We start from the raw sequence: 20,398 nt of genomic DNA on the forward strand, positions 1-20,398 counted from the left end.
CAATATTACCTGCATGGTTTCATGCGAAGATCCGGCTCGACGCGAATTTTTGCTTCCCGCAAAATCCACACTCAACCCGGCTCGATCAAATTTAGGACAGCAAAGCTGTCTCAATTCGTGAGAATTTTGGCAGAAATCGGTGGATTTAGCAAGGGTACGAATCCAATTAGTCGAACTACCGTTTTGCAGCGAAGTTTCGATACTGACCTATTGCGCGAAACTTTCTTGTCTCAAAGCGGGTCGACCCGTTGCTTTCATTGCCGGATTTGCCAATCGCCACGTTAGGTCCTAGAACTTTTTCCGGTCATCGGCCACGCCTTACCAAATCGAACCCCAGCCATCGGAAAGCCTTCAGAGATGTTTTTTGCTTCAGACAATTGGGCCGGCGCCCATCCGGCCGTCAACGAACGACTTTCGCGGGAATCCACCCGGTTTGCCGCCGCTTACGGTACCAGCGAACTCGATCTCTCCATCGAAAAGCGCTTCAACGAGATTTTCGAGCGCGAGGTGGCTGTGTTCTTCGTCGCAACAGGCACGGCGGCCAACTCGCTTTCGCTGGCAAGCATCGCCCGCCCCGGCGGCCTGACCTTCTGTCACTCCGAAGCGCATGTGATCGAGGATGAATGTGGTGCACCGGATTTCTTCTCTGGCATGCGTATGGTCGCCGTCGAGGGACCGAACGGCAAGATGCTGCCCGAAAACCTGATCGAGCGCATTGCGCGTTATCCGCAGGACGCAGTCCACCACGGCCGCGCCGCAGCCATCACCATGACGCAGGCGACCGAGGCCGGGACCGTCTATACGCTCGATGAAATCGACGCCATCGCCAAAATCGCAAAAGACAACGGCCTGCCGCTGCATATGGATGGCGCACGTTTCGCCAATGCGCTGGCCGCGCTCGGCGCCACGCCCGCCGAAATGACCTGGAAACGCGGCGTCGACGTCCTGTCTTTCGGCGGCACGAAAAACGGCTGCTGGTGTGCGGAAGCCATCGTCTTCTTCGATCCCTCGCTCGCCCGGGATTTTTCGTTCCTGCGCAAGCGCACCGCCCAGCTTTTTTCCAAGTCGCGCTTCATCGCCGCGCAGTTCGAGGCCTATCTGCAGGACGACCTGTGGCTCGGTCTCGCCAGCCACGCCAATGCCATGGCTAACCAGCTGCGCGCCGGTTTCGCGTCGCTGAACAGCGCCCGCCTTGCATGGCCGACCCAGGCCAATGAAGTTTTTGCCATTCTGCCAAAGGCTGCCGCCGAAGCCGCCACGGCAAAGGGTGCGAAGTTCTATGACTGGCTGGAGCCGCGCGACATGCCGGAAAAGGTCGGCAAGGATGAAGTGCTGATCCGTATGGTCACCAGCTTCGCGACGACCGAGGCCGATGTCGACGAATTCCTGTCGATCTGCGCCGCCGTCTGAAAGCATGAGGGGCGTCGCATCGCGACGCCCTCACACCTCCTGCAGCCGGTAACCGACCCCGGTTTCTGTCAGGATATAACGCGGCTGATCCGGGATCTTTTCGATCTTCTGACGAAGCTGGCGCACATAGACCCGCAAATATTGCACGTCGGTCAGTTCATCCCACACATGCTCCAGCAGGAAGCGGTGCGTCAGCACCTTGCCCGCATGCTGCACCAGAACCCTGAGGATGTCATATTCCTTGGGCGAGAGCTTCACCTCGCGGTCCTCCACCTTCACGATGCGCCTGACGAGATCGACCGACAGGTCCCCGGTCTGAAACACCGGCCTCTCCCCTTGGGTCTGCAATCGATGGCGCAGGGCGACGCGGATGCGGGCGACGAGCTCGTTCATGCCGAAAGGCTTGGTGATATAGTCATCGGCCCCCAGTTCCAGCGCCTTGACGATACCCGCCTCATCCGTGCGGCTGGAAAGGATGATGACCGGCAGCGCCAGCCCTTCGCCCCGCCATTTCGCCAGAAGATCATGTCCCGACATATCCGGCAGGCCGAGATCGAGAACAACGAGATCAGGCTTGTCCTCACGCATCAGTTCCATCGCAACACGGGCGTTCATCGCCTCGCTGACCGCATAATCCTGCGTCGAGAGACCAACCCGCAGAAGCTTGCGGATAGGCGGCTCGTCATCGACGATCAGAATGCGGACGGCGGAATTGGTCATTCGCGATCTCCTCTGGCGGTGGCGTGAATGATTCTCTCCTGAAATCGCGCCCTAATCATGATCTAGCACAGGTGCCTCGGTGGGAGCCGGCAGGCTTATGGTGAATTGCGCGCCTGAGCGACCCGGTCTGTTTTCCGCGCGGATCGACCCGCCCATGGCCTCGATGAACCCCTTGCAGATGGAAAGCCCGAGACCCGTCCCGGCCTGCACATGGTCCACCTTGCGCACCCGATAAAAACTGTCGAACACCCGCTCCGTATCATCAGGCGGAATACCCGGTCCCGCATCTGCCACGGACAGGACGATATTCTTGCCCTGCCGCCAGCCACGAATCTCGATAGTCGTATGTTCGGGCGCGTATTTGGCCGCATTGTCGATGAGATTGAACAGGACCTGTTCGAAAAGCACGGGATCGACCTTCAGCATCGGCAGGTCGGAGGGAATATCCAGAACGATCTCATGCCTGACGACGATTTTCGCGGCGCGCGAAAGTGCGGTTCCAACCATGTCGCCGACGAAATGCAGACCGTAATTCGGCTCCATCGCACCCGAGCCGATCCGCGTCATATCAAGAAGATTGGAGATGAAGCGGTTCAGCCGCTCGGATTCCTCAACGATCGTCGACAGCAGTTCGGCGCGCGCATCTGGCGGGATGTCCTCGGCAAAATCCTTCAGCGTTCCGGCCGAACCCAGAATGGCCGCAAGCGGCGTCTTGAGATCATGGGAAATGGATGTCAGCAGCGCCGTGCGCAGCCGGTCGGTTTCCGCCGCAAGCCTTGCCCGGTCGACATCCGAGACGAGCTGAATCCGCTCGATGGCAAGTGCCGCCTGATCGGCCAGGGCATCGAACAGCCGTTGCTGTTCCGGCGTCAGAAGCGGACCGAGACGGTCATCGTCCAGCCCCACCACGCCGACGGCGCCGCTGCCGGTGCGCAGGGGCAGATAAAGACGTCTGGCGCCGGGAAGCGTATCCGCGCCCCTGCCCGCAGCCTTGTTATGCTCCCAGGCCCATTGCGCAGCTGCAATATCGGCATCAACCAGCGTATCATCAGGCGGATATCCCGCCTTGACCGTGATCGTATTGTTTTCTGGCAAAAGCAGAACGATCCGAACCTTCAGCATCGAGGCCATCTGGAAAGCGGCCGCCCACAGCACATCGTCCAGCGTTCCAGTTACCGAAAGCTTCTTGGAGAACAGATATAGATCTTCCGTCGTTCGCGCCCTTGCCCGTGCAGCGGCGGCCTGCCGTTGCACGGCCGCCGTGAGGTTGGAAGCGACAAGCGCCACACCAAAATAAAACAGCAGCGCCACGACACTTTCCGGATCGCGAACGGTCAGCGTGTAACGCGGCTCAAGGAAGAAAAAATTGAATGAGAAAGCGCCAAGCAGGGAAGCATAAAGCGCTGGTCCCAACCCGCCACGCACGGCGGCGGCCAGAACCGCCATCAGGAACACCAGCGCCAGATTTCTGACATCGAGCGTCTGGTCAAGAACGATGCCGGCCACGATTGCCAGGCCGACAAACAGGGTGCTGTTAAGGTAGGGCCATAAGGAAGGATGCGATTGCGCCGAGGCCGGCTTTGCGGCCTGACCCGGCTTCTCTTCCTTTTTATCGCCGGAAATGACGTGAACGCTGATATCGCCCGCATGATCAATCAGATCATGCGTCAGCGAACGCTGAAAAATCCGCTGCCACCACGATTTTCGCGGGCGGCCGATGATGATGTGGGTGAAATTATTGGCGTTGGCGTAGGAGATGATCTCCCGTGTTAGGTCGAGCGCCGGCAGGGTCACCGTCTCGCCACCGAGCTGCTGGGCGAGCCGCATGGTGCCGGCCAGCCGGTCCTTCTCCGCCTCTGACAATTGCTGCGAACGCGGCGTGTCGAGATGCAGCGCCGTCCAGGGCGCCCGCAGCCGATCCGCCTGCCGGCGGGCATAACGCACCAGCCCGGGACCGTTGCCGCCGTGATCGAGACAGACCAGAACCCTGTCTCCCGCAGCCCAGGGGCCTGAAATGGCGTGCGACTGCATGTGGTTGAGTAATTGCTCGTCCACCCGCTGTGCGGTGCGCCGCAGCGCCAGCTCGCGCAGCGCCGTCAGATTGCCGCGCGAAAAATAGTTCTCGATAGCGCGTCGCGCCGTGCGCGGCATATAGACCTTGCCATCCTGCAGGCGCTTTATCAGATCGTCGGGGGTGATATCGATGATTTCGACATCGTCTGCCCGGTCGATAATGCTGTCAGGAACCGTTTCGCGCACGCGGATGCGGGTAATCTGCGCCACCACATCGTTCAGACTTTCGACATGCTGGATGTTGAGCGTCGTATAGACATCGATGCCCTGCGCCAGAATTTCCTGAACATCCATATAGCGCTTGGGGTGCCGGCTGCCCGCGGCATTGGTGTGGGCCAGCTCATCGACGAGGACCAGAGCCGGGCGACGGGCGAGAATGGCATCGAGATCCATCTCGTCCAGCACCTGGCCGCGATAGTCGATATTCCGGCGCGTAATGATCTCGAAACCGTGCACCAGCGTTTCGGTTTCCTTGCGACCATGCGTTTCCACAACACCGATGACGGTGTCGACACCCTCCGCCAGCTTCGCCCGCCCCGACATCAGCATTTCATAGGTCTTGCCGACACCGGGTGCCGCGCCCAGAAAAATTTTCAGCCGGCCCCGCGCCTCGCGCCGGGCGTTTTCCAAGAGCGCATCGGGCGATGGTCGGCTCGGCATATCGCGATTGTCGTCAGGCATGAAACCGATCACCAATAATCGAGGCTATGGCGATTCCTCAAAAGCGCCATAGCCATTTCAGTTTATGAGCCGGCTGCGTCAAGGGCCATGTTGAGTGCCAGCACGTTTACGACAGGCTCACCCATGAAGCCGAGTTCCGGTCCCTCGACATGACGCTCGACGATGGCGCGAAGCGCCACTTCATCCATGCCCCTTGCCTTGGCGACGCGCGGAACCTGAAAATAGGCGGCATCAGGCGAAACATGCGGATCGAGCCCGCTGCCCGATGCCGTCACCAGATCGGCCGGAACCTCAGCTGCGGGATTTTCGGCTTTTGCCGCACCGTAATCCTGCTTCACCCGGTCAATCAGTTTGGCGCTTGTCGGCCCGAGGTTGGAGCCGGAAGACGAAGCGGCATTGTAGCCATCGCCAGCCGCAGAAGGTCTGCCGTGGAAATATTTCTCGCCGGTGAAGGCCTGCCCGATCAATTGCGAGCCGACCACCGTGCCGTTCTTCTCAATCAGGCTACCATTTGCCTGGACGGGGAAAATCGCCTGCGCGAGACCTGTCATTCCCAAGGGATAAGCAAGGCCGGTGATGACGGTGGTGGCGAGGATCAGCACCAGTGCGGGACGTAACTGTTTCAACATTTCAATACTCCTCAGGCGAGACCGAGCGCCGTGATGGCAAGGTCGATGGCCTTGATGCCGATGAAGGGCACGATGATACCGCCCAGACCATAGATGACGAGATTGCGCGACAAGAGCGCGCCGGCGCCGATCGGGCGGTATTTGACGCCTTTCAGCGAGAGCGGGATGAGTGCGATGATGATGAGCGCATTGAAGATGATGGCGGAGAGGATTGCACTCTGCGGCGTCGAAAGCCCCATGATATTCAGCACGCCAAGCTGTGGATAAAAGGCCAAGAACATCGCCGGGATGATGGCGAAATATTTCGCGATGTCGTTGGCGATGGAGAATGTGGTCAGCGCGCCCCGCGTCATCAGCAATTGCTTGCCGATTTCAACGATCTCGATGAGCTTGGTCGGATCGCTGTCGAGATCGACCATATTGCCCGCCTCGCGTGCCGCCACCGTACCCGTGTTCATGGCAACGCCGACATCGGCCTGCGCCAGCGCCGGGGCGTCGTTGGTGCCATCACCGCACATGGCGACAAGCTTGCCCTTGGCCTGTTCCTCGCGGATAAGCTCCAGCTTGTTTTCCGGTGTCGCCTGGGCGAGGAAATCATCGACCCCGGCTTCTGCCGCAATCGCAGCAGCCGTCATCGGGTTGTCACCCGTGATCATCACCGTGCGGATGCCCATACGGCGAAGCTCGGCGAAACGCTCGCGAATGCCGCCCTTCACGATATCTTTCAGCTGCACGACACCCAGCAGCTTTCCGTCCCGCACAACGGCGAGCGGTGTGCCGCCAGTCTTGGCGATTTCTTCCGCAATGGTGCGGATGTCCCGCGTGGCATCCGTTTCGGTTTTAACGGCAAGTGCCGTGTTACCCTGCTGCGCAACGCCGCCGTTAACATAGGCGAGAACGGCGTCGACTGCGCCCTTGCGAATGGAGGCGCCCTCGAAATCGACGCCGCTCATGCGGGTCTGGGCGGTGAAGGGTACGAAATTCGCATGCAGCTTCTGCATGTCGCGGGCGCGGATACCGTATTTTTCCTTGGCCAGAACGACGATGGACCGGCCTTCCGGCGTTTCGTCGGCAAGGGATGCAAGCTGGGCCGCATCGGCCAGTTCCTGCTCGGAAACGCCGGCAACGGGGCGAAACTCGGTCGCCTGCCGGTTACCGAGGGTGATGGTGCCGGTCTTGTCGAGCAACAAGGTATCCACATCGCCGGCCGCCTCAACAGCACGGCCGGACATGGCCAACACGTTGAAACGAACCAGCCTATCCATGCCGGCAATGCCGATGGCGGACAGAAGAGCACCGATGGTCGTGGGGATGAGCGTTACGAACAGTGCCACCAGCACGATGATCGGGATGGAACCGCCGGCATAGGCCGCGAAGCTTGGAATGGTCGCGGTGGCCAGAACGAAGATCAGCGTCATGCCGGCGAGCAGAATGTTGAGTGCGATCTCGTTCGGCGTCTTCTGGCGCTCAGCACCTTCGACGAGCGAAATCATCCGGTCAAGGAAGGTGGAGCCGGCAGCGGCGGTGATGCGAACCCTGATCCAGTCCGACAGCACCTGCGTGCCGCCTGTCACGGCCGAGCGATCACCGCCGGATTCACGTATGACGGGCGCGGATTCGCCGGTGATTGCCGCCTCGTTGACGGAGGCGACACCTTCGATGACCTCACCGTCAGAGGGAATGATGTCGCCCGCCTCGACGAGAACGACATCGTTCACCTTGAGGCTGGTGCCTGCGACCATTTTATACTGGCTGCGGTCATCGCCGCTCAGCAGTTTCGCCTGAGTTTCGGTGCGGGTCCTGCGCAGCGAATCCGCCTGCGCCTTGCCGCGCCCTTCGGCAACCGCCTCGGCGAAATTGGCAAACAGCACGGTGAACCAGAGCCAGAGGTTGATCTGGAAGGAGAAGCCGAGATTGGCGCTGCCGATGATGAGGTCGCGAATGAACAGAACGGTGGTCAGCACCGATACAGTCGCCACCACGAACATGACGGGGTTACGCGCAAGCGTGCGCGGATTGAGCTTTTTGAATGCGGCGGCGACCGCCGGTACGAGAATGCGAGAATCAAGGATGCTCGCTTGTTTGGACTGGCTCATGAAGAGGCTCCAGCGTTTGAAACAGGGCGACCGATGAAGGTCGATCAGCCCGTGAGAACTTCGAGAGCGACGACGGCAGCGAACAGGGCCGCCATCATCGCAAGAATGAGATTGGAAGCGCACCAGCCGCCGGGGCCGGCGCTCCTGTTGACAGGAGCACCGGTGCGGACAGGAAGTTTGCGTCCATGTCGGGAGGTGTCATTGGTCATGGTGCACCTCAAAAGACCTGACCTGCGGCCATCACCAGATGTTCCACGACCGGACCGAGCGCCAGGGCCGGCAGGAAGGTGAGGCCGCCGACGATCAGGATCGTGCCGACGAGCAGGCCGACGAAGAGCGGACCATCCGTGGGGAAGGTACCGGCCGAAGCCGGAACGGTCTTCTTAGTGATCAGCGAACCGGCAATCGCCAGCGCGGGAATGATCACCAGAAAACGGCCCATCAACATGCCAAGGCCAAGCGTGATGTTGTACCAGGTCGTATTGCCGGTGAGGCCACCGAAGGCAGAGCCGTTATTGGCGGCCGCCGACGTATAGGCATAGAGGATCTCGGAAAAGCCATGTGGTCCGGCCGTACCGATCGACGCGACCGCTGAGGGCAGGATCGTGGCAGTGGCGGTGAAAACCAGCATGGCGAGCGGCAGGCAGAGAATGGCCAGAACCGCCATCTTCATTTCCTTGGCCTCGATCTTTTTGCCGAGATATTCCGGCGTGCGCCCGACCATCAGCCCCGCCACGAAGATGGCGATGATGATGAACAGGAGAATGCCGTAGAAACCCGCGCCGACGCCGCCGACGATGACCTCACCCAACTGCATGTTGATGAGCGGGATAAGACCGCCAAGCGCCGTGAAGCTGCCATGCATGGCGTTGACCGCGCCGCAGGATGCGGCGGTGGTGATGACCGCAAAGAGCGACGAGAGCGCCACGCCAAAACGGACCTCCTTGCCTTCCATATTGCCGCCGGCAAGACCGAAACTGTGCATCAACGGATTTCCGGCCGCTTCCGCCCAATAGGTAACCGCGACACCGGCGATGAACAGAACACCCATGGCGGCGAGGATCGCCCAGCCCTGACGGGCATTACCGACCATACGACCAAACACATTGGTGAAGGCCGCGCCGATTGCGAAGATCGACACCATCTGGATCATGTTGGAAATGGCATCGGGATTTTCGAAAGGATGCGCGGAATTGGCGTTGAAGAAACCGCCGCCATTGGTGCCGAGCATCTTGATCGCCAGCTGCGACGCCACGGGGCCGACGGCAATCACCTGCTGCGCGCCTTCCAGCGTCTGCGCACTCACATAGGCGCCGAGCGTCTGTGGCACACCGAGCCAGACATAAACGAGGGTCAGCACGATGCAGAGGGGTAAAAGCACGTAGAGGGTCGAGCGGACCATATCCACCCAGAAATTGCCGATCGCCTTGCCGGAAGCGCGGGAAAACGCGCGGATCAGGCCCATGGCGATTGCCATGCCTGTTGCGGCGGAAACGAAGTTCTGCACGGTGAGGCCAGCCATCTGGGTCAGATAGGACAGGGTGCTTTCGCCGCCATAATTCTGCCAGTTGGTGTTGGTGACGAAGCTGACCGCCGTATTGAAGGACAATTCCGGCCCTACGGCCGCCATTCCCTGCGGATTATAGGGTAGCACCGCCTGAAAACGCATCAGGGCATAAAGCAGGGCAAAACCGAGGAGGTTGAAGAGAAGCATGGAAAACGCATAGGTCGTCCAGTGCTGTTCCTCGCGCTCGCTCGTTCCGGCAAGCGCATAGAGGCCGCGCTCGACGGGTGCGAGCACCGGCGACAGCAGGGTACGTTCGCCATTAAAGACACGCGCCATATAGAAGCCGAGCGGCTTCACCAGCACGACAACGATCCCGCAAAAAAGCAGGATCTGAAACCATCCATTAAGTGTCATGGTATTGAACTTTCAATAGCCGCCGCTTCCCGATCAGAAGCGTTCGGGGCGAATGAGAGCATAGGTGAGATAGGCGGCGATAAAGACGGTGACGGCACCGCTCAAGACATAGTCGAAGATCATCGCAGCCTCCGCCTAAAGCCGGTCGCAGGCGCGCGTATAGGCAAAGCAGAGTGCGAAAAACACCGTGGCCGCGCCGATCAGAATAACATCCATCATCGATGGGGACTCCCTTTTAAATCGAGGAGCCGGACAGGAAGAAAAGCGCCGTCATGTGGGACGTCGCTTTTCGTTCTTTCTGGCTTGAGAAGGGAACACCATCCCTTCCCGCACAGAAGAATGCACCCGAACCGCATAAAGGTTCGAGACGGCGGGGGATGGAATAAAATAGGAATCCTATAGGAATTTTGATGCCCGCAAAGGCGGGCATCCCAGCCGCTTCTTAGTGAGAAAGCGGCTCGCCGAAGGCGGAAACAATGGTTGCCGCCGGGCTTTTGCCAGCCAGCAGCGCCGCCAGCAGAATGCGGGCTTGCCCCGGCCGAAGGGTGGAGGAATGCACCGCGCCCGCCGCAACGAGATCATGCCCGCCGCCGCCGCCGCCATAACTCGCCACCAGCAGCCCTTCCGGCACACGGCTGGAAACGACGACGGGAACACCTTGCTCGGTACAACGCTTCACGGCAACGGCAATGCCCGGATTGGCGTTGCCGGAACCAAGTGCCGCAAGCACGATCCCATCAGCACCGGCCTTTAGGCTGGCCTCGATATGGGCGGCATCGCATCCGGGATAAATGGCAACGATATCGACCCGCAGATCGGCGACGGGAGCGGCAAGGTCCATCGCTGCGGCATGCGCCGCCGGTCGCGCGGAGCGAAAGGCATCCGCGGCATCCGCACTCCGCTTGTAAAGCCCCCAGGCCGGCAGGCACCTGCCGCCGAAGGACAGGAGTACGCCGCGCTCGGCATTCGCCTGATCGAGTGCGGTTTCAATCGCCCGAGCCAGATTGGCCGGCCCATCCGCATTCGGATGGTCCGCGGTGAATTGCGCGCCGGTGAAGACAACCGGTTTGGTGATGGCGTGCTGCAAGTGCACGAGCAGCGAGGATTCCTCCATCGCGTCGGTGCCGTGCAGAATAACGACGCCTGCCACGGCGGGGTCATTGAGCTCCACGCCAACGGCGTCGCTGATGCGCTGCATGTCGGCCAATGTCAGGCTGGAAGAGTCCTTCGCCATCAGATCAACCGGCTTCAGCCGGGCGGCGATCTGCGGAACCAGCGCAAGCAGGTCCTCGCCCGAAAGGCTGGGCGTGCTGGCACCATCGGCGCCACGCCTGCTGGCGATGGTGCCTCCGGTGGCGATGACCGCCACCAGCGGTATTGCGCCCTGCCCGCTCAATGCGATGCTCCCGCACCTGCGCGCTCGGCGGCCAGACGGTGGATACGATCGCGCAGCAGATACCAGCCGATCACCAGCGCCGGGATGATGACCAGCAGCGAAGCGATGGTCCACGAGCCGATGGGATAATCGAAGGCCATCAGCACCAGAACCCCGAAGAGGAAGATAAGTGTGAGGATGCCGGTGTAAGGCGCGCCGAACATGCGGAAATCCGGACGCACCAGCTCGCCGCGCCGGGAAAGCTGCCAGAGCTTCAACTGGCAGAGAACGATAACCGCCCACGCGCAGATGATGCCAAGCGCCGAGAGGTTAAGCGCGATCTCGAAGGCAGCAGCGGGAACGACGGCATTCAGCGCCACACCGAGAACCGTGACAACGGCGGTCACGGCGATGCCGCCATAGGGCACGCCGGCCTTGTTCATCTTCGCAAGCGCTGCCGGCGCCGAGCCGGAAACCGCCATGGAGTGCAGAATACGGCCGGTGGAATAAAGGCCGGCATTAAGCGATGACAGTACGGCGGTCAGAACCACGAGGTTCATGATTACATCCGCACCCTGCACGCCGATGGAGCCGAAGAAGGTGACGAAGGGGCTCTCGCCAGCCTTGTAGGCGGTATAGGGCAGAAGCAGCGTGAACAGCAGCACCGAGCCGACATAAAACACGACGAGGCGCAGAACCACGGCACGGATGGCGCGGGGCATGACCTTGCGCGGGTCTTCGGTTTCGCCTGCCGCCGTGCCGATCAGTTCGATGGAGGCATAAGCGAAGACGACGCCCTGTATGATGACGAAGGCTGGCAAAATGCCGTTCGGGAAGAAACCGCCATTATCGGTGATGATGCTGAAACCGGTAACGTGGCCTTCAATGGGGGTGCCGAAAATGACGAAATAGACGCCGACGACCAGGAAGATAGCAAGCGCCAGCACCTTGATAAGGCTGAACCAGAATTCAAGCTCGCCGAAGACCTTCACCGACAGCATGTTCATCGCCAGTACGACCAGAAGTGCCGTCATCGCAAAGACCCATTGGTCGATACCAGCGAGCCACGGAACATATTGCTTGAAGAAATTCATGTAGAGGGCAACGGCGGTCACATCAGCCACCGAGGTCATGGCCCAGTTCAGCCAATACATCCAGCCGGCGGCGAAGGCCATCTTCTCGCCGTAGAATTCGCGGGCATAGGACACGAAGGAGCCGGAGCTCGGACGATGCATGATCAGTTCGCCGAGCGCGCGCAGCACCAGAAATGCGAAGAAGCCGCAAAGCGCATAAACGAAGACCAGCGCGGGGCCTGCCTGCGCCAGACGTCCGCCCGCACCGAGGAAAAGCCCGGTGCCGATGGCGCCGCCAATGGCGATCATCTGGATCTGACGCGGCTTGAGGGCCTTGTGGTAACCGAGATCTTCTTCGACGAAGACCTCACGGTCGGCAGACGCCGTTTTCCCAGAATGCATGGATATTTATCCTCCCGATAAAGTGCTTGCAGTCGGCGATAAGCCGGAAATGAAAATGAAACTGGCACAGTCCGCGCTGGAATATGGCCAGCATGCATGCTCATGCATGCTGTAAAGCTGCATGACAGATTTTCGCTCCTCATAATGGCAGATAATGCCGTTCGTCAAGCGTATTCGATATGATTGACCTTCTCCTCCCCCCGAATTAAGGTCGAAAAATCTGTAAGACAGCTTTACAGATATAGCAACGCTTAAAAGCCAGTGGAGGAAAAAGTGAGCGTGACGCGCAAGGAGCATGATTTGCTCGGGACGAAGGAAATTCCGGCGGATGTCTATTGGGGCGTGCACACGGCGCGCGCCGTGGAAAACTTCAAGATCACCGGGGTGACCATCGGCCACAACCCCTATCTCGTCAGGGGACTGGCCTATGTGAAGGAGGCGGCGGCACGCGCAAATCACGAGCTCGGCCTTCTCGACACCGAACGAATGGAAGCCATCGCCGCAGCCTGCCGTGAAATCCGCGCCGGCGCGCTGCATGAGCAGTTCGTGGTGGATGAAATCCAGGGCGGTGCCGGCACCTCCACCAACATGAATGCCAATGAGGTTATCGCCAACCGCGCGCTCGAACTGCTCGGTCACGAAAAAGGCGATTATGCCCGGCTTCACCCGAATGACCATGTCAATCTCAGCCAGTCGACCAACGACGCCTATCCGACCGCGATCAATGTCGGGCTGATCGAGGCCATCGACGATCTGGCGGCTTCCATGGGCGTGCTGAAGGATGCCTTCGACCGCAAGGCGCAGGAATTTGCCGGCTTCATCAAGATTGGCCGCACACAATTGCAGGACGCCGTGCCGATGACACTCGGCCAGGAATTCCGCACCTTCGTGGTGATGCTGGGAGAAGATCAGGCGCGCCTCATCGAATCCGCAGCACTTCTGCATGAGATCAATCTCGGCGCCACCGCCATCGGTACCGGGCTCAATGCGCCGCGTGGTTATGCCGAGCTTGCCTGCCAGCATCTGGCGGAACTGACCGGACGACCGCTGGTGACGGCGGCAGACCTCATCGAAGCCACACAGGACCCCGGCGCTTTCGTGCATCTCTCCGGCGTGCTGAAACGCGTCGCCGTGAAGCTGTCGAAAACGTGCAACGATCTTCGCCTGCTCTCTTCCGGCCCGCGCGCCGGTATCGGCGAAATCACCCTGCCTTCCGTTCAGGCGGGTTCCAGCATCATGCCGGGCAAGATCAATCCGGTCATTCCCGAAGTGGTCAACCAGGTGGCCTATGCGGTGATCGGCAATGACATCACCATCACCATGGCGGCCGAAGCCGGGCAGCTGCAGCTGAACGCTTTCGAGCCAATCATCGTGCGAGCCTTGTCGCAGAGCATCAGCCAGCTAAGCGCGGCCTGCCGCACGCTGGCGGAACGCTGCGTCGACGGCATTGTCGCCAATCCGGCGATCATGGCGCAGCGCGTGGAAGAGTCCATTGGTCTCGCCACCGCGCTCAACCCGCTGATCGGTTATTATGCGGCAACCGAAGTGGCCAAGGAGGCGCTTGCCAGCGGCCGCACCGTGCCGCAGGTGGTTCTGGAACGCGGTTATCTCACCGATGCGCAATTGCAGCAGGCGCTGAGCCCGCGGCACCTTGCAAACCTGCCCGCCGTCACGGCTGGCGAAGCCGATCTTCGCCAATAATCGTGGTCACCACCTGTTTCACCTGCCCAAGGTGAAGCTCCATCGCCTCCCGCGCCTCGGGCGCTGAACCCCGCCGGATCGCCTCGACGATCCGGCGGTGCTCGTAATTCGAAGCAACGCGGCGACCGGCCATCAGGTTCACCATCTCGGATTGCTGGGATACGGCCTCGCGGGCATCCGCCACCACCTTGGCGAACAGTCCATTGGCCGAAGCTTCCGCAATGGCGCAATGGAATTGCCCATCCAGCAGCACCCAGGGATGCGGTCTTTCTTCGGATTCCATCCGATCGCAAAGGTCCAGCAAGACCTCCAGCTGCGCCTCGGTGCGCCTCAGCGCCGCCCAACCGGCCGCAGGAACCTCGATGAAGGGGCGCGCCTCGATCAGGTCGCGGGCAGAATATGTCCCGTAGTTCAATTCGGAAGGCGGCGTCGGCGTCATCACATAGGTGCCGCTTCCGGTGCGGGTCTGCGTCAGCCCCAAAGTCTGGAGCGAGCGTAAAGCCTCGCGAATGATCGGCCGGCTGACACCATATCGTGCGGCAAGATCCGCCTCGGAAGGCAGCCGGGTGCCAACCGCAAGCTGACCCGAGGTGATGGCGGAACGGATATCATCGAACACCGCTTCTGCGGCATTCTTGCGATTGATCGGCTGCGCATCCGCAAGCCAATCCGACAACCCGCCCATCTTCAAACCCTCCGCACTCTCAATATGTTCGCAATATCAACGCAAAACCAGAATCGTCCAAACGCAAAAAGGACGGCCGCCGCTCTCGCGGCCAAGCCGACCTTCCTAACATTATCCTGCCCGCCGGAACAACGACGGCGGATATTTTTGTTGGAGTGAGGGTGCGGCACCGCCGCACCCTCACTCCGCGTCCGATATTACGCCTTGATTTCCGCTGCCTCCGGCTTGTCATCCTCACGCGGGATGCGGAACCACGCGACATAGAGCGCCGGCAGGAAAAGCAGCGTGAGCGCCGTACCCACCACAATGCCGCCCATCATCGCATAGGCCATCGGCCCCCAGAAGATTTCCCGCGATATGGGGATGAGGGCAAGCGTGGCCGCCGCCGCCGTCAGCATGATCGGCCGCATGCGGTGCTCGGTCGCCTCTATGACGGCACGCCATGCCGAGACCCCTTCGCTTCTCAGATGCTCGATCTGCACGACGAGGATGACCGAGTTGCGGATCAGGATGCCGATCAGCGCCAGCACGCCGAGAATGGCGACGAAGCCCATCGGCGCATTGGAGAAGAGCAGCGCCACCACGACGCCGATCAGGGCAGTCGGCGCCACGGCGAAGACCAGGAACAGCCGGCTGAAGCTCTGCAACTGGATCATCAGGATGGTCGCCATTGCAAACAGCATCATGGGCACGACAGCGACGATCGGCGCTTGCGAATCCGCACTGGATTCCACCGAACCGCCCGTCTCCAGCGTGTAGCCGACGGGAAGCACCTTCTGGAACGCCTCGATCTTCGGTTTCAGCTGTTCCACAATCGTCGCTGGCTGCGTTGGACCGATAATGGCCGCCTTGACGGTGACCGTCGGGATCCGGTCACGACGCCAGATGGTCGGCTGCTCCAGCTCATAACGGAAATTGGCGATTGCCGAGAGCGGCACGGCCTTGCCGTTGGTTGCCGGCAATTGCAGGTTCTGCAAGGTCTCGATGGAGCCGCGCTCCGAAAGCTGCGCCCGCGCCACCACGTTGACGAGGTAGATATCGTCCCTCACCTGCGTGACGGTGGACCCTTCGACAATGCTGTTCATGGCATTGGCGATGTCTTCCGAGGAGACGCCGAGCTGGCGGGCCTTGTCCTGCAGAACATCCACTTTCACCACGCGCGTCGGCTCGTTCCAGTCCATCACCATGTTGGACAGCAGCCGGTGTTCGCCGACGATGCCCGACAATTGCTGCCCGAGCTCGCGGACCTTCTGGATATCAGGACCGCTGAGGCGATATTGCACCGGCTTTCCGACCGGCGGACCGATATCGAGCAGTTTCACGAAGGCGTCGGTGCCGATAAAAGTCTTGTTCAGATAGTCCTGCAGCTCGGCGCGCACCTTGTCACGGACATCCAGCCCCTTGGTGACGATGACTGTCTGGCCGAAGGTGACGTCAGGCGTCTGCACGTCGAAGGACAGGATGAAACGCGGCGCGCCTTCGCCGACATAGGTTGTCCAATGGTCGATATCCGGATTCTTGGCCAGCATGTCCTGCTCGAACTGCGCCATCTGCCGGTTGGTCTCGGCAATCGAACTGTTCTGCGGCAGGTTCCAGTCAACGATCAGCTCCACGCGGTCAGAAGACGGGAAGAACTGCTGCTGCACAAGGCCCATGCCGCCGACGGAAAGGCCGAACAGCGTGATGGTGAGGATAATCGTCACCCAGCGCCAGCGCAGCGCCCGGCCGAGAAGCCAGGAAAAGGCGGAAGCAAAGCGGCCCTTTTTCTCATGGTGCGATTTCATCGTCTTCGGCAGGATCGTCACGCCGAGCAGCGGCGTGAACAGAACCGCGACGATCCATGACACGATCAGCGAAACGGCGATCACCACAAAAAGCGTGAAGGTGAATTCACCCGCCGCACTGTTGTTGAGGCCAACCGGAATGAAGCCGGCAACGGTGACCAGCGTACCGGTCAGCATCGGGAAAGCGGTCGAGGTGTAAACATAGGTCGCCGCTTTCCTGAGATCGTCACCGACCTCAAGCCGCGCGACCATCATCTCGACGGCGATCATCGCATCGTCCACGAGGAGCCCGAGCGCGATGATGAGGGCGCCCAAAGAGATACGCTGCAAGGAAATGCCGGTATATTCCATGTAGACGAAGGTGATCGCCAGCACGAGCGGAATGGAAACGGCAACCACCATGCCGGCCCTGAGACCAAGGCTGATGAAGCTGATGACGAGAACGATGGCGATCGCCTCGAAGAGCGCCGAGGTGAAGCCGGAGACCGCCTCATCGACCACGGCCGGCTGATCGGACACACGATGCACATCGACGCCAACAGGCAGGTCCGCAACCACCCGCTTCATCTGCGCATCCAGCGCCTCGCCGAAGTGCAGCAGGTTCGCGCCGGTTTTCATGCCGATCGCAAGGCCGATGGCCGGCTGGCCGTTAAAGCGGAAGAGCGAAGATGGCGGATCGACATAACCGCGCCGGATCGTCGCCACTTCCGTCAGCGGAAAGAACCGGTTGTTGACCCGCAGATTGATGGACCGCAGGCTGTCTTCCGAGGTGAACTGTCCGCTGACGCGCAGCGCCACGCGTTCAGGTCCGGCATTAACGAAGCCGGATTGCGTGACGGCGTTTTGCGATTGCAGGGTCTTGATGATCGACTGCTGGTCGATGCCGAGCGCCGCGATCTGCCGTGTGGAGAACTCCAGATAGATCGTCTCGTCCTGCGCGCCGATGACATCGACCTTGCCGATATTGTCGACGGTCAGCACCTTCGCCCGTGCATCTTCCACCAGATCGCGCAATTGCCGCTGGCTGAGACCATCGCTGGTGAAGGCATAGATATTGCCATAGACATCGCCAAAGCGGTCGTTGAAGAAGGGACCGACGACGCCGGAGGGAAACTCGCCCTTGATGTCGCCGATCATGTTGCGCACCCGCACCCAGGTCGGCTCGACGTTGCGCGCCTTGGTTTCCGGCACCAGTTCCACGAAGATCGTCGTGCGACCGGCCACCGTCTGGCTGCGCAGATGGTCGAGATTGTCGAGTTCCTCGAGCTTTTTCTCGATCCTGTCGGTCACCTGCCGGGCCACTTCTTCGGCGGAAGCGCCGGGCCATTGCGCACTGATCACCATGGTCTTGATGGTGAAGTTAGGATCTTCCTCGCGGCCGAGGTTGAGATAGGAGAAAACGCCGGCAAGAACGAAAACCAGCATGAAGTACCAGACGAGCGAACGGTGTTCGAGCGCCCAGTCGGAGAGATTGAATTTCTTCACTGACGGACCTCCTGATCGATCCTGATGGCCTGTCCATCCCTAAGCTTGTGAACGCCGGCGCTGGCAACGCGCTCGCCGGGCTTGACGCCATCGGTGATGCGCACGCTGCCGCCTTCGGCAGGCTCGCCCTCAATCGTGACCTGGCGGAGCGTTACCGTTGCCGTATCGGCATTGACGATCCAGACACCCCATCCATTGTCGGTCTTCAGCAGAGCCGATGATGGAAGCATGATCTGCGGTTCGGAGGCGGCAAGCACCGAGGCAGTAACGACGGAACCGAGCCGGAATGCCGGCGGTGCATCCTGAAGGCTGATTTTCGTGCGGCGCGTGCGCGTCGCCGTTTCGGCTTCCGGAGCAATCTCGCGCACCACGCCGGTGGTGCGAATTTTCGGGTCGAGCTGCAGGGCGATCTCGAAGGTCGAGCCGATTTCCAGCCGCTGGGCCGCAAATTGCGGAACATCGACCACCACATCACGCACTTCCGGGCGGGCGATGGTTACAACCGTCTGGCCGGCTGAAACGACCTGACCGATTTCGCCTGAGGTTGCTGTCACCACACCGTCAAATTCCGCATGCAGCTGCGCATAACCCAGCTGCTCCTCGGCCTTGTCCAGATTTGCACGGGCCTTGGCAACAGAGGCATTGGCGGTTCGCGTGGCCTGCTCGGCCTCCTCAAGCGCCGCTTCCGTGCCGCTGCGAGCCTCGGCCAGCACACGCTGGCGCTGTTCGGTCGTTACTGCGTTGGCGAGTTGCGCTTCGGCATTGGAAAGATCGGACTGCGCACTTTTCACCGAAAGTTCGAGCGCGAGCGGATCGATCGACGCCACCACATCGCCTTTCTTGACCAGGTCGGCCACATCGACATTGCGGGCTATGATCCGACCAAGAACGCGAAAACCGAGATCGGTCTGAATCCGCGATTCCACCGTACCGGTCAGCCGCAGTGCATCCGCCGCCTTCTCCTCCACAACAACGGACAGAACAGGGCGCGGCGCCTCGGCGGCTGCTTCCTGCTTCTCCTCACAGGAGGAAACCGCAATCGCGACAGCCACCAACAACAAGCTTCTGTATATAATGGACATTATTGTACCTGCCCCTTTTCATAGGCAACCTTTTCGCCGGCGCGGAGAAATTTGGTCCCGACGGTCACGACGAGATCGCCGGGGTTAAGCCCTTGCGCGATGACGAATTGACCGGTCTCGTAGTCGGCCACCTCGACGCGCCGCATGGCGATTTCCGAGGATTGCGGATCGACCACCCAGACGGCGGGAAAGCCGTCCTGCGACGTCATCGCCGACCACGGAAGCTCAATCGCATCGACCTGTTTGAAGCGGAAATGGCCGGATACGGGCGCGCCGAGCGGCATTGTCATATCGCCGTTCAGACCGACCTTGACCCTGATCGTTCCATTGTCCGGGTCTATCGTCGGAGAAATCTCCCGCACGGGTGCGGCAACGCTGCGGGTGGGATCCGACAGGAGGCTGACATTGACGAGATTGTCGATATCGCGCTCGAGGAAGAGAGATTCATAGACATCGAAAACCGCGTCACGCGGGCCGTCATGCGCCAGCGTGAAGACGAGCTGGGCGGCCTGGGCCACCTGGCCGACCTCCACGTTGCGGGCCGTGATCACCCCGTCTGCATCGGCCCTGAGCTCGGTATAGGAGAGCGCATCGCGCGCCGTGTCGAGCTGCGCCTGCGCCGATCTCACCGCTCCTTGTGTGGTCAGCAGTGTTTCCTGCGCCTTGTCGACCGCCGAACGTGAGGTCACCTGCGTCTTGAAGAGGCTTTGCTGACGGTCGAATGTCAGTTGCGCCTGCGTCTGCTGCGCTTCGGCAGATTGCAGGTTCGCCAGAGCGACATCGATATCGGCCTTCTGCTCTTCGGGGTCGATGCGAGCGAGCAATTGCCCGGTCGTTACCCGCGCACCCACATCCACCAGCCGCTCGGTAATCTTGCCGCTGACCCGGAATGACAGGTCCGTCTGGACACGCGCCCTCACTTCACCGGTGATGACGCTGCCGCGATCGACCGGCTTTTTTGTCGCCGTAACCACATCGACGGTGCGCAGCGGCTTTTCGGCGGGAGGCTCTTCATTGCTGCAGGACGACAGGGCGAAAATTCCGCCAACCATCGCCGCTATAAGAATGGTTTTCATGGTGACCTCTTGATCTTCGCCCCATCCTATAATATTTGACTGACTGAATAGTCAATGAAATTCTTGCGTCGCCGATCGAAGAACCTTTTGGACACCGGATCGGGCGTCCTGAATGATCATTGCAAGAGTTTTCCCGCCACGCGCTTTCACGCGCATCCGGGATGCTTTGGCATATTGAACCACGCACCACCTCTTGCAAAAATCG

At 60.5% G+C, this 20,398-nt stretch carries 15 protein-coding genes; 2 read left to right on the plus strand and 13 right to left on the minus strand.

Annotated features, from left to right (window positions below; all coding sequences use genetic code 11):
- The first annotated feature begins 357 nt into the window (after positions 1 to 357).
- Entirely contained in the window at positions 358 to 1,410 is a 1,053-nt protein-coding gene (locus AGR13A_RS18520; RefSeq protein WP_080838439.1) for a threonine aldolase family protein, read from the plus strand.
- 30 nt (positions 1,411 to 1,440) lie between these two features.
- Here AGR13A_RS18520 and AGR13A_RS18525 read toward each other — a convergent pair whose 3' ends face one another.
- The 9 genes from AGR13A_RS18525 to AGR13A_RS18560 all read right to left on the minus strand — a co-directional run bounded on the left by AGR13A_RS18525 (position 1,441) and on the right by AGR13A_RS18560 (position 12,380).
- On the minus strand, positions 1,441 to 2,130 hold the full coding sequence (locus tag AGR13A_RS18525) for a response regulator transcription factor (protein WP_035226799.1): 690 nt from the start codon (positions 2,128 to 2,130) through the stop codon (positions 1,441 to 1,443).
- A 51-nt stretch (positions 2,131 to 2,181) separates the two neighbouring features.
- Positions 2,182 to 4,884: a sensor histidine kinase gene (locus tag AGR13A_RS18530; RefSeq protein WP_080840313.1), complete on the minus strand. Its 2,703-nt coding sequence runs from the start codon at positions 4,882 to 4,884 to the stop codon at positions 2,182 to 2,184.
- Positions 4,885 to 4,946: 62 nt separating this feature from the next.
- On the minus strand, positions 4,947 to 5,513 hold the full coding sequence (gene kdpC / locus AGR13A_RS18535) for a potassium-transporting ATPase subunit KdpC (protein ID WP_080838440.1): 567 nt from the start codon (positions 5,511 to 5,513) through the stop codon (positions 4,947 to 4,949).
- 11 nt (positions 5,514 to 5,524) lie between these two features.
- Positions 5,525 to 7,609 carry a potassium-transporting ATPase subunit KdpB gene (gene kdpB, locus AGR13A_RS18540; RefSeq protein ID WP_080838442.1) on the minus strand — a complete coding sequence of 695 codons (2,085 nt, stop codon included), beginning with the start codon at positions 7,607 to 7,609 and terminating at the stop codon, positions 5,525 to 5,527.
- 44 nt (positions 7,610 to 7,653) lie between these two features.
- Positions 7,654 to 7,818, minus strand: a complete 165-nt coding sequence (locus AGR13A_RS25030; RefSeq protein WP_167377591.1) for a hypothetical protein — start codon at positions 7,816 to 7,818, stop codon at positions 7,654 to 7,656.
- Positions 7,819 to 7,826: 8 nt separating this feature from the next.
- Positions 7,827 to 9,530, minus strand: coding sequence for a potassium-transporting ATPase subunit KdpA (gene kdpA / locus AGR13A_RS18545; RefSeq protein WP_080838444.1), 1,704 nt, complete (start codon positions 9,528 to 9,530; stop codon positions 7,827 to 7,829).
- Between the two features lie 33 nt (positions 9,531 to 9,563).
- On the minus strand, positions 9,564 to 9,653 hold the full coding sequence (gene kdpF / locus AGR13A_RS18550) for a K(+)-transporting ATPase subunit F (protein WP_035226808.1): 90 nt from the start codon (positions 9,651 to 9,653) through the stop codon (positions 9,564 to 9,566).
- A gap of 319 nt (positions 9,654 to 9,972) precedes the next feature.
- The gene (locus AGR13A_RS18555; RefSeq protein WP_080838447.1) at positions 9,973 to 10,926 is read right to left on the minus strand and encodes an asparaginase; all 954 of its coding nucleotides are present in this window, start codon (positions 10,924 to 10,926) and stop codon (positions 9,973 to 9,975) included.
- Positions 10,923 to 12,380, minus strand: a complete 1,458-nt coding sequence (locus AGR13A_RS18560) for an amino acid permease (RefSeq protein WP_080838450.1) — start codon at positions 12,378 to 12,380, stop codon at positions 10,923 to 10,925. The genes AGR13A_RS18555 and AGR13A_RS18560 overlap by 4 nt, the downstream gene beginning before the upstream one ends.
- 273 nt (positions 12,381 to 12,653) lie before the next feature.
- On the opposite strand from AGR13A_RS18560, the gene AGR13A_RS18565 reads away from it, so the two are divergent.
- Positions 12,654 to 14,081: an aspartate ammonia-lyase gene (locus tag AGR13A_RS18565; protein WP_308400301.1), complete on the plus strand. Its 1,428-nt coding sequence runs from the start codon at positions 12,654 to 12,656 to the stop codon at positions 14,079 to 14,081.
- On the opposite strand, the gene AGR13A_RS18570 is transcribed toward AGR13A_RS18565, so the two are convergent.
- The 4 genes from AGR13A_RS18570 to AGR13A_RS18585 all read right to left on the minus strand — a co-directional run bounded on the left by AGR13A_RS18570 (position 14,050) and on the right by AGR13A_RS18585 (position 20,193).
- Positions 14,050 to 14,766 (minus strand): FadR/GntR family transcriptional regulator, encoded by a 717-nt coding sequence (locus AGR13A_RS18570; RefSeq protein ID WP_080838458.1) that lies wholly within the window; start codon positions 14,764 to 14,766, stop codon positions 14,050 to 14,052. The genes AGR13A_RS18565 and AGR13A_RS18570 overlap by 32 nt on opposite strands.
- 197 nt (positions 14,767 to 14,963) lie before the next feature.
- The gene (locus tag AGR13A_RS18575; RefSeq protein WP_080838461.1) at positions 14,964 to 18,035 is read right to left on the minus strand and encodes an efflux RND transporter permease subunit; all 3,072 of its coding nucleotides are present in this window, start codon (positions 18,033 to 18,035) and stop codon (positions 14,964 to 14,966) included.
- Positions 18,032 to 19,117 carry an efflux RND transporter periplasmic adaptor subunit gene (locus AGR13A_RS18580; protein ID WP_080838463.1) on the minus strand — a complete coding sequence of 362 codons (1,086 nt, stop codon included), beginning with the start codon at positions 19,115 to 19,117 and terminating at the stop codon, positions 18,032 to 18,034. The genes AGR13A_RS18575 and AGR13A_RS18580 overlap by 4 nt, the downstream gene beginning before the upstream one ends.
- Complete coding sequence (locus AGR13A_RS18585; RefSeq protein ID WP_080838465.1) at positions 19,117 to 20,193, minus strand: efflux RND transporter periplasmic adaptor subunit; 1,077 nt, start codon at positions 20,191 to 20,193, stop codon at positions 19,117 to 19,119. Before AGR13A_RS18585 ends, AGR13A_RS18580 begins: the two co-directional genes overlap by 1 nt.
- Positions 20,194 to 20,398 lie beyond the last annotated feature (205 nt).

Source organism: Agrobacterium genomosp. 13 str. CFBP 6927 (genome assembly GCA_900012615.1).
Taxonomy (GTDB): domain Bacteria; phylum Pseudomonadota; class Alphaproteobacteria; order Rhizobiales; family Rhizobiaceae; genus Agrobacterium.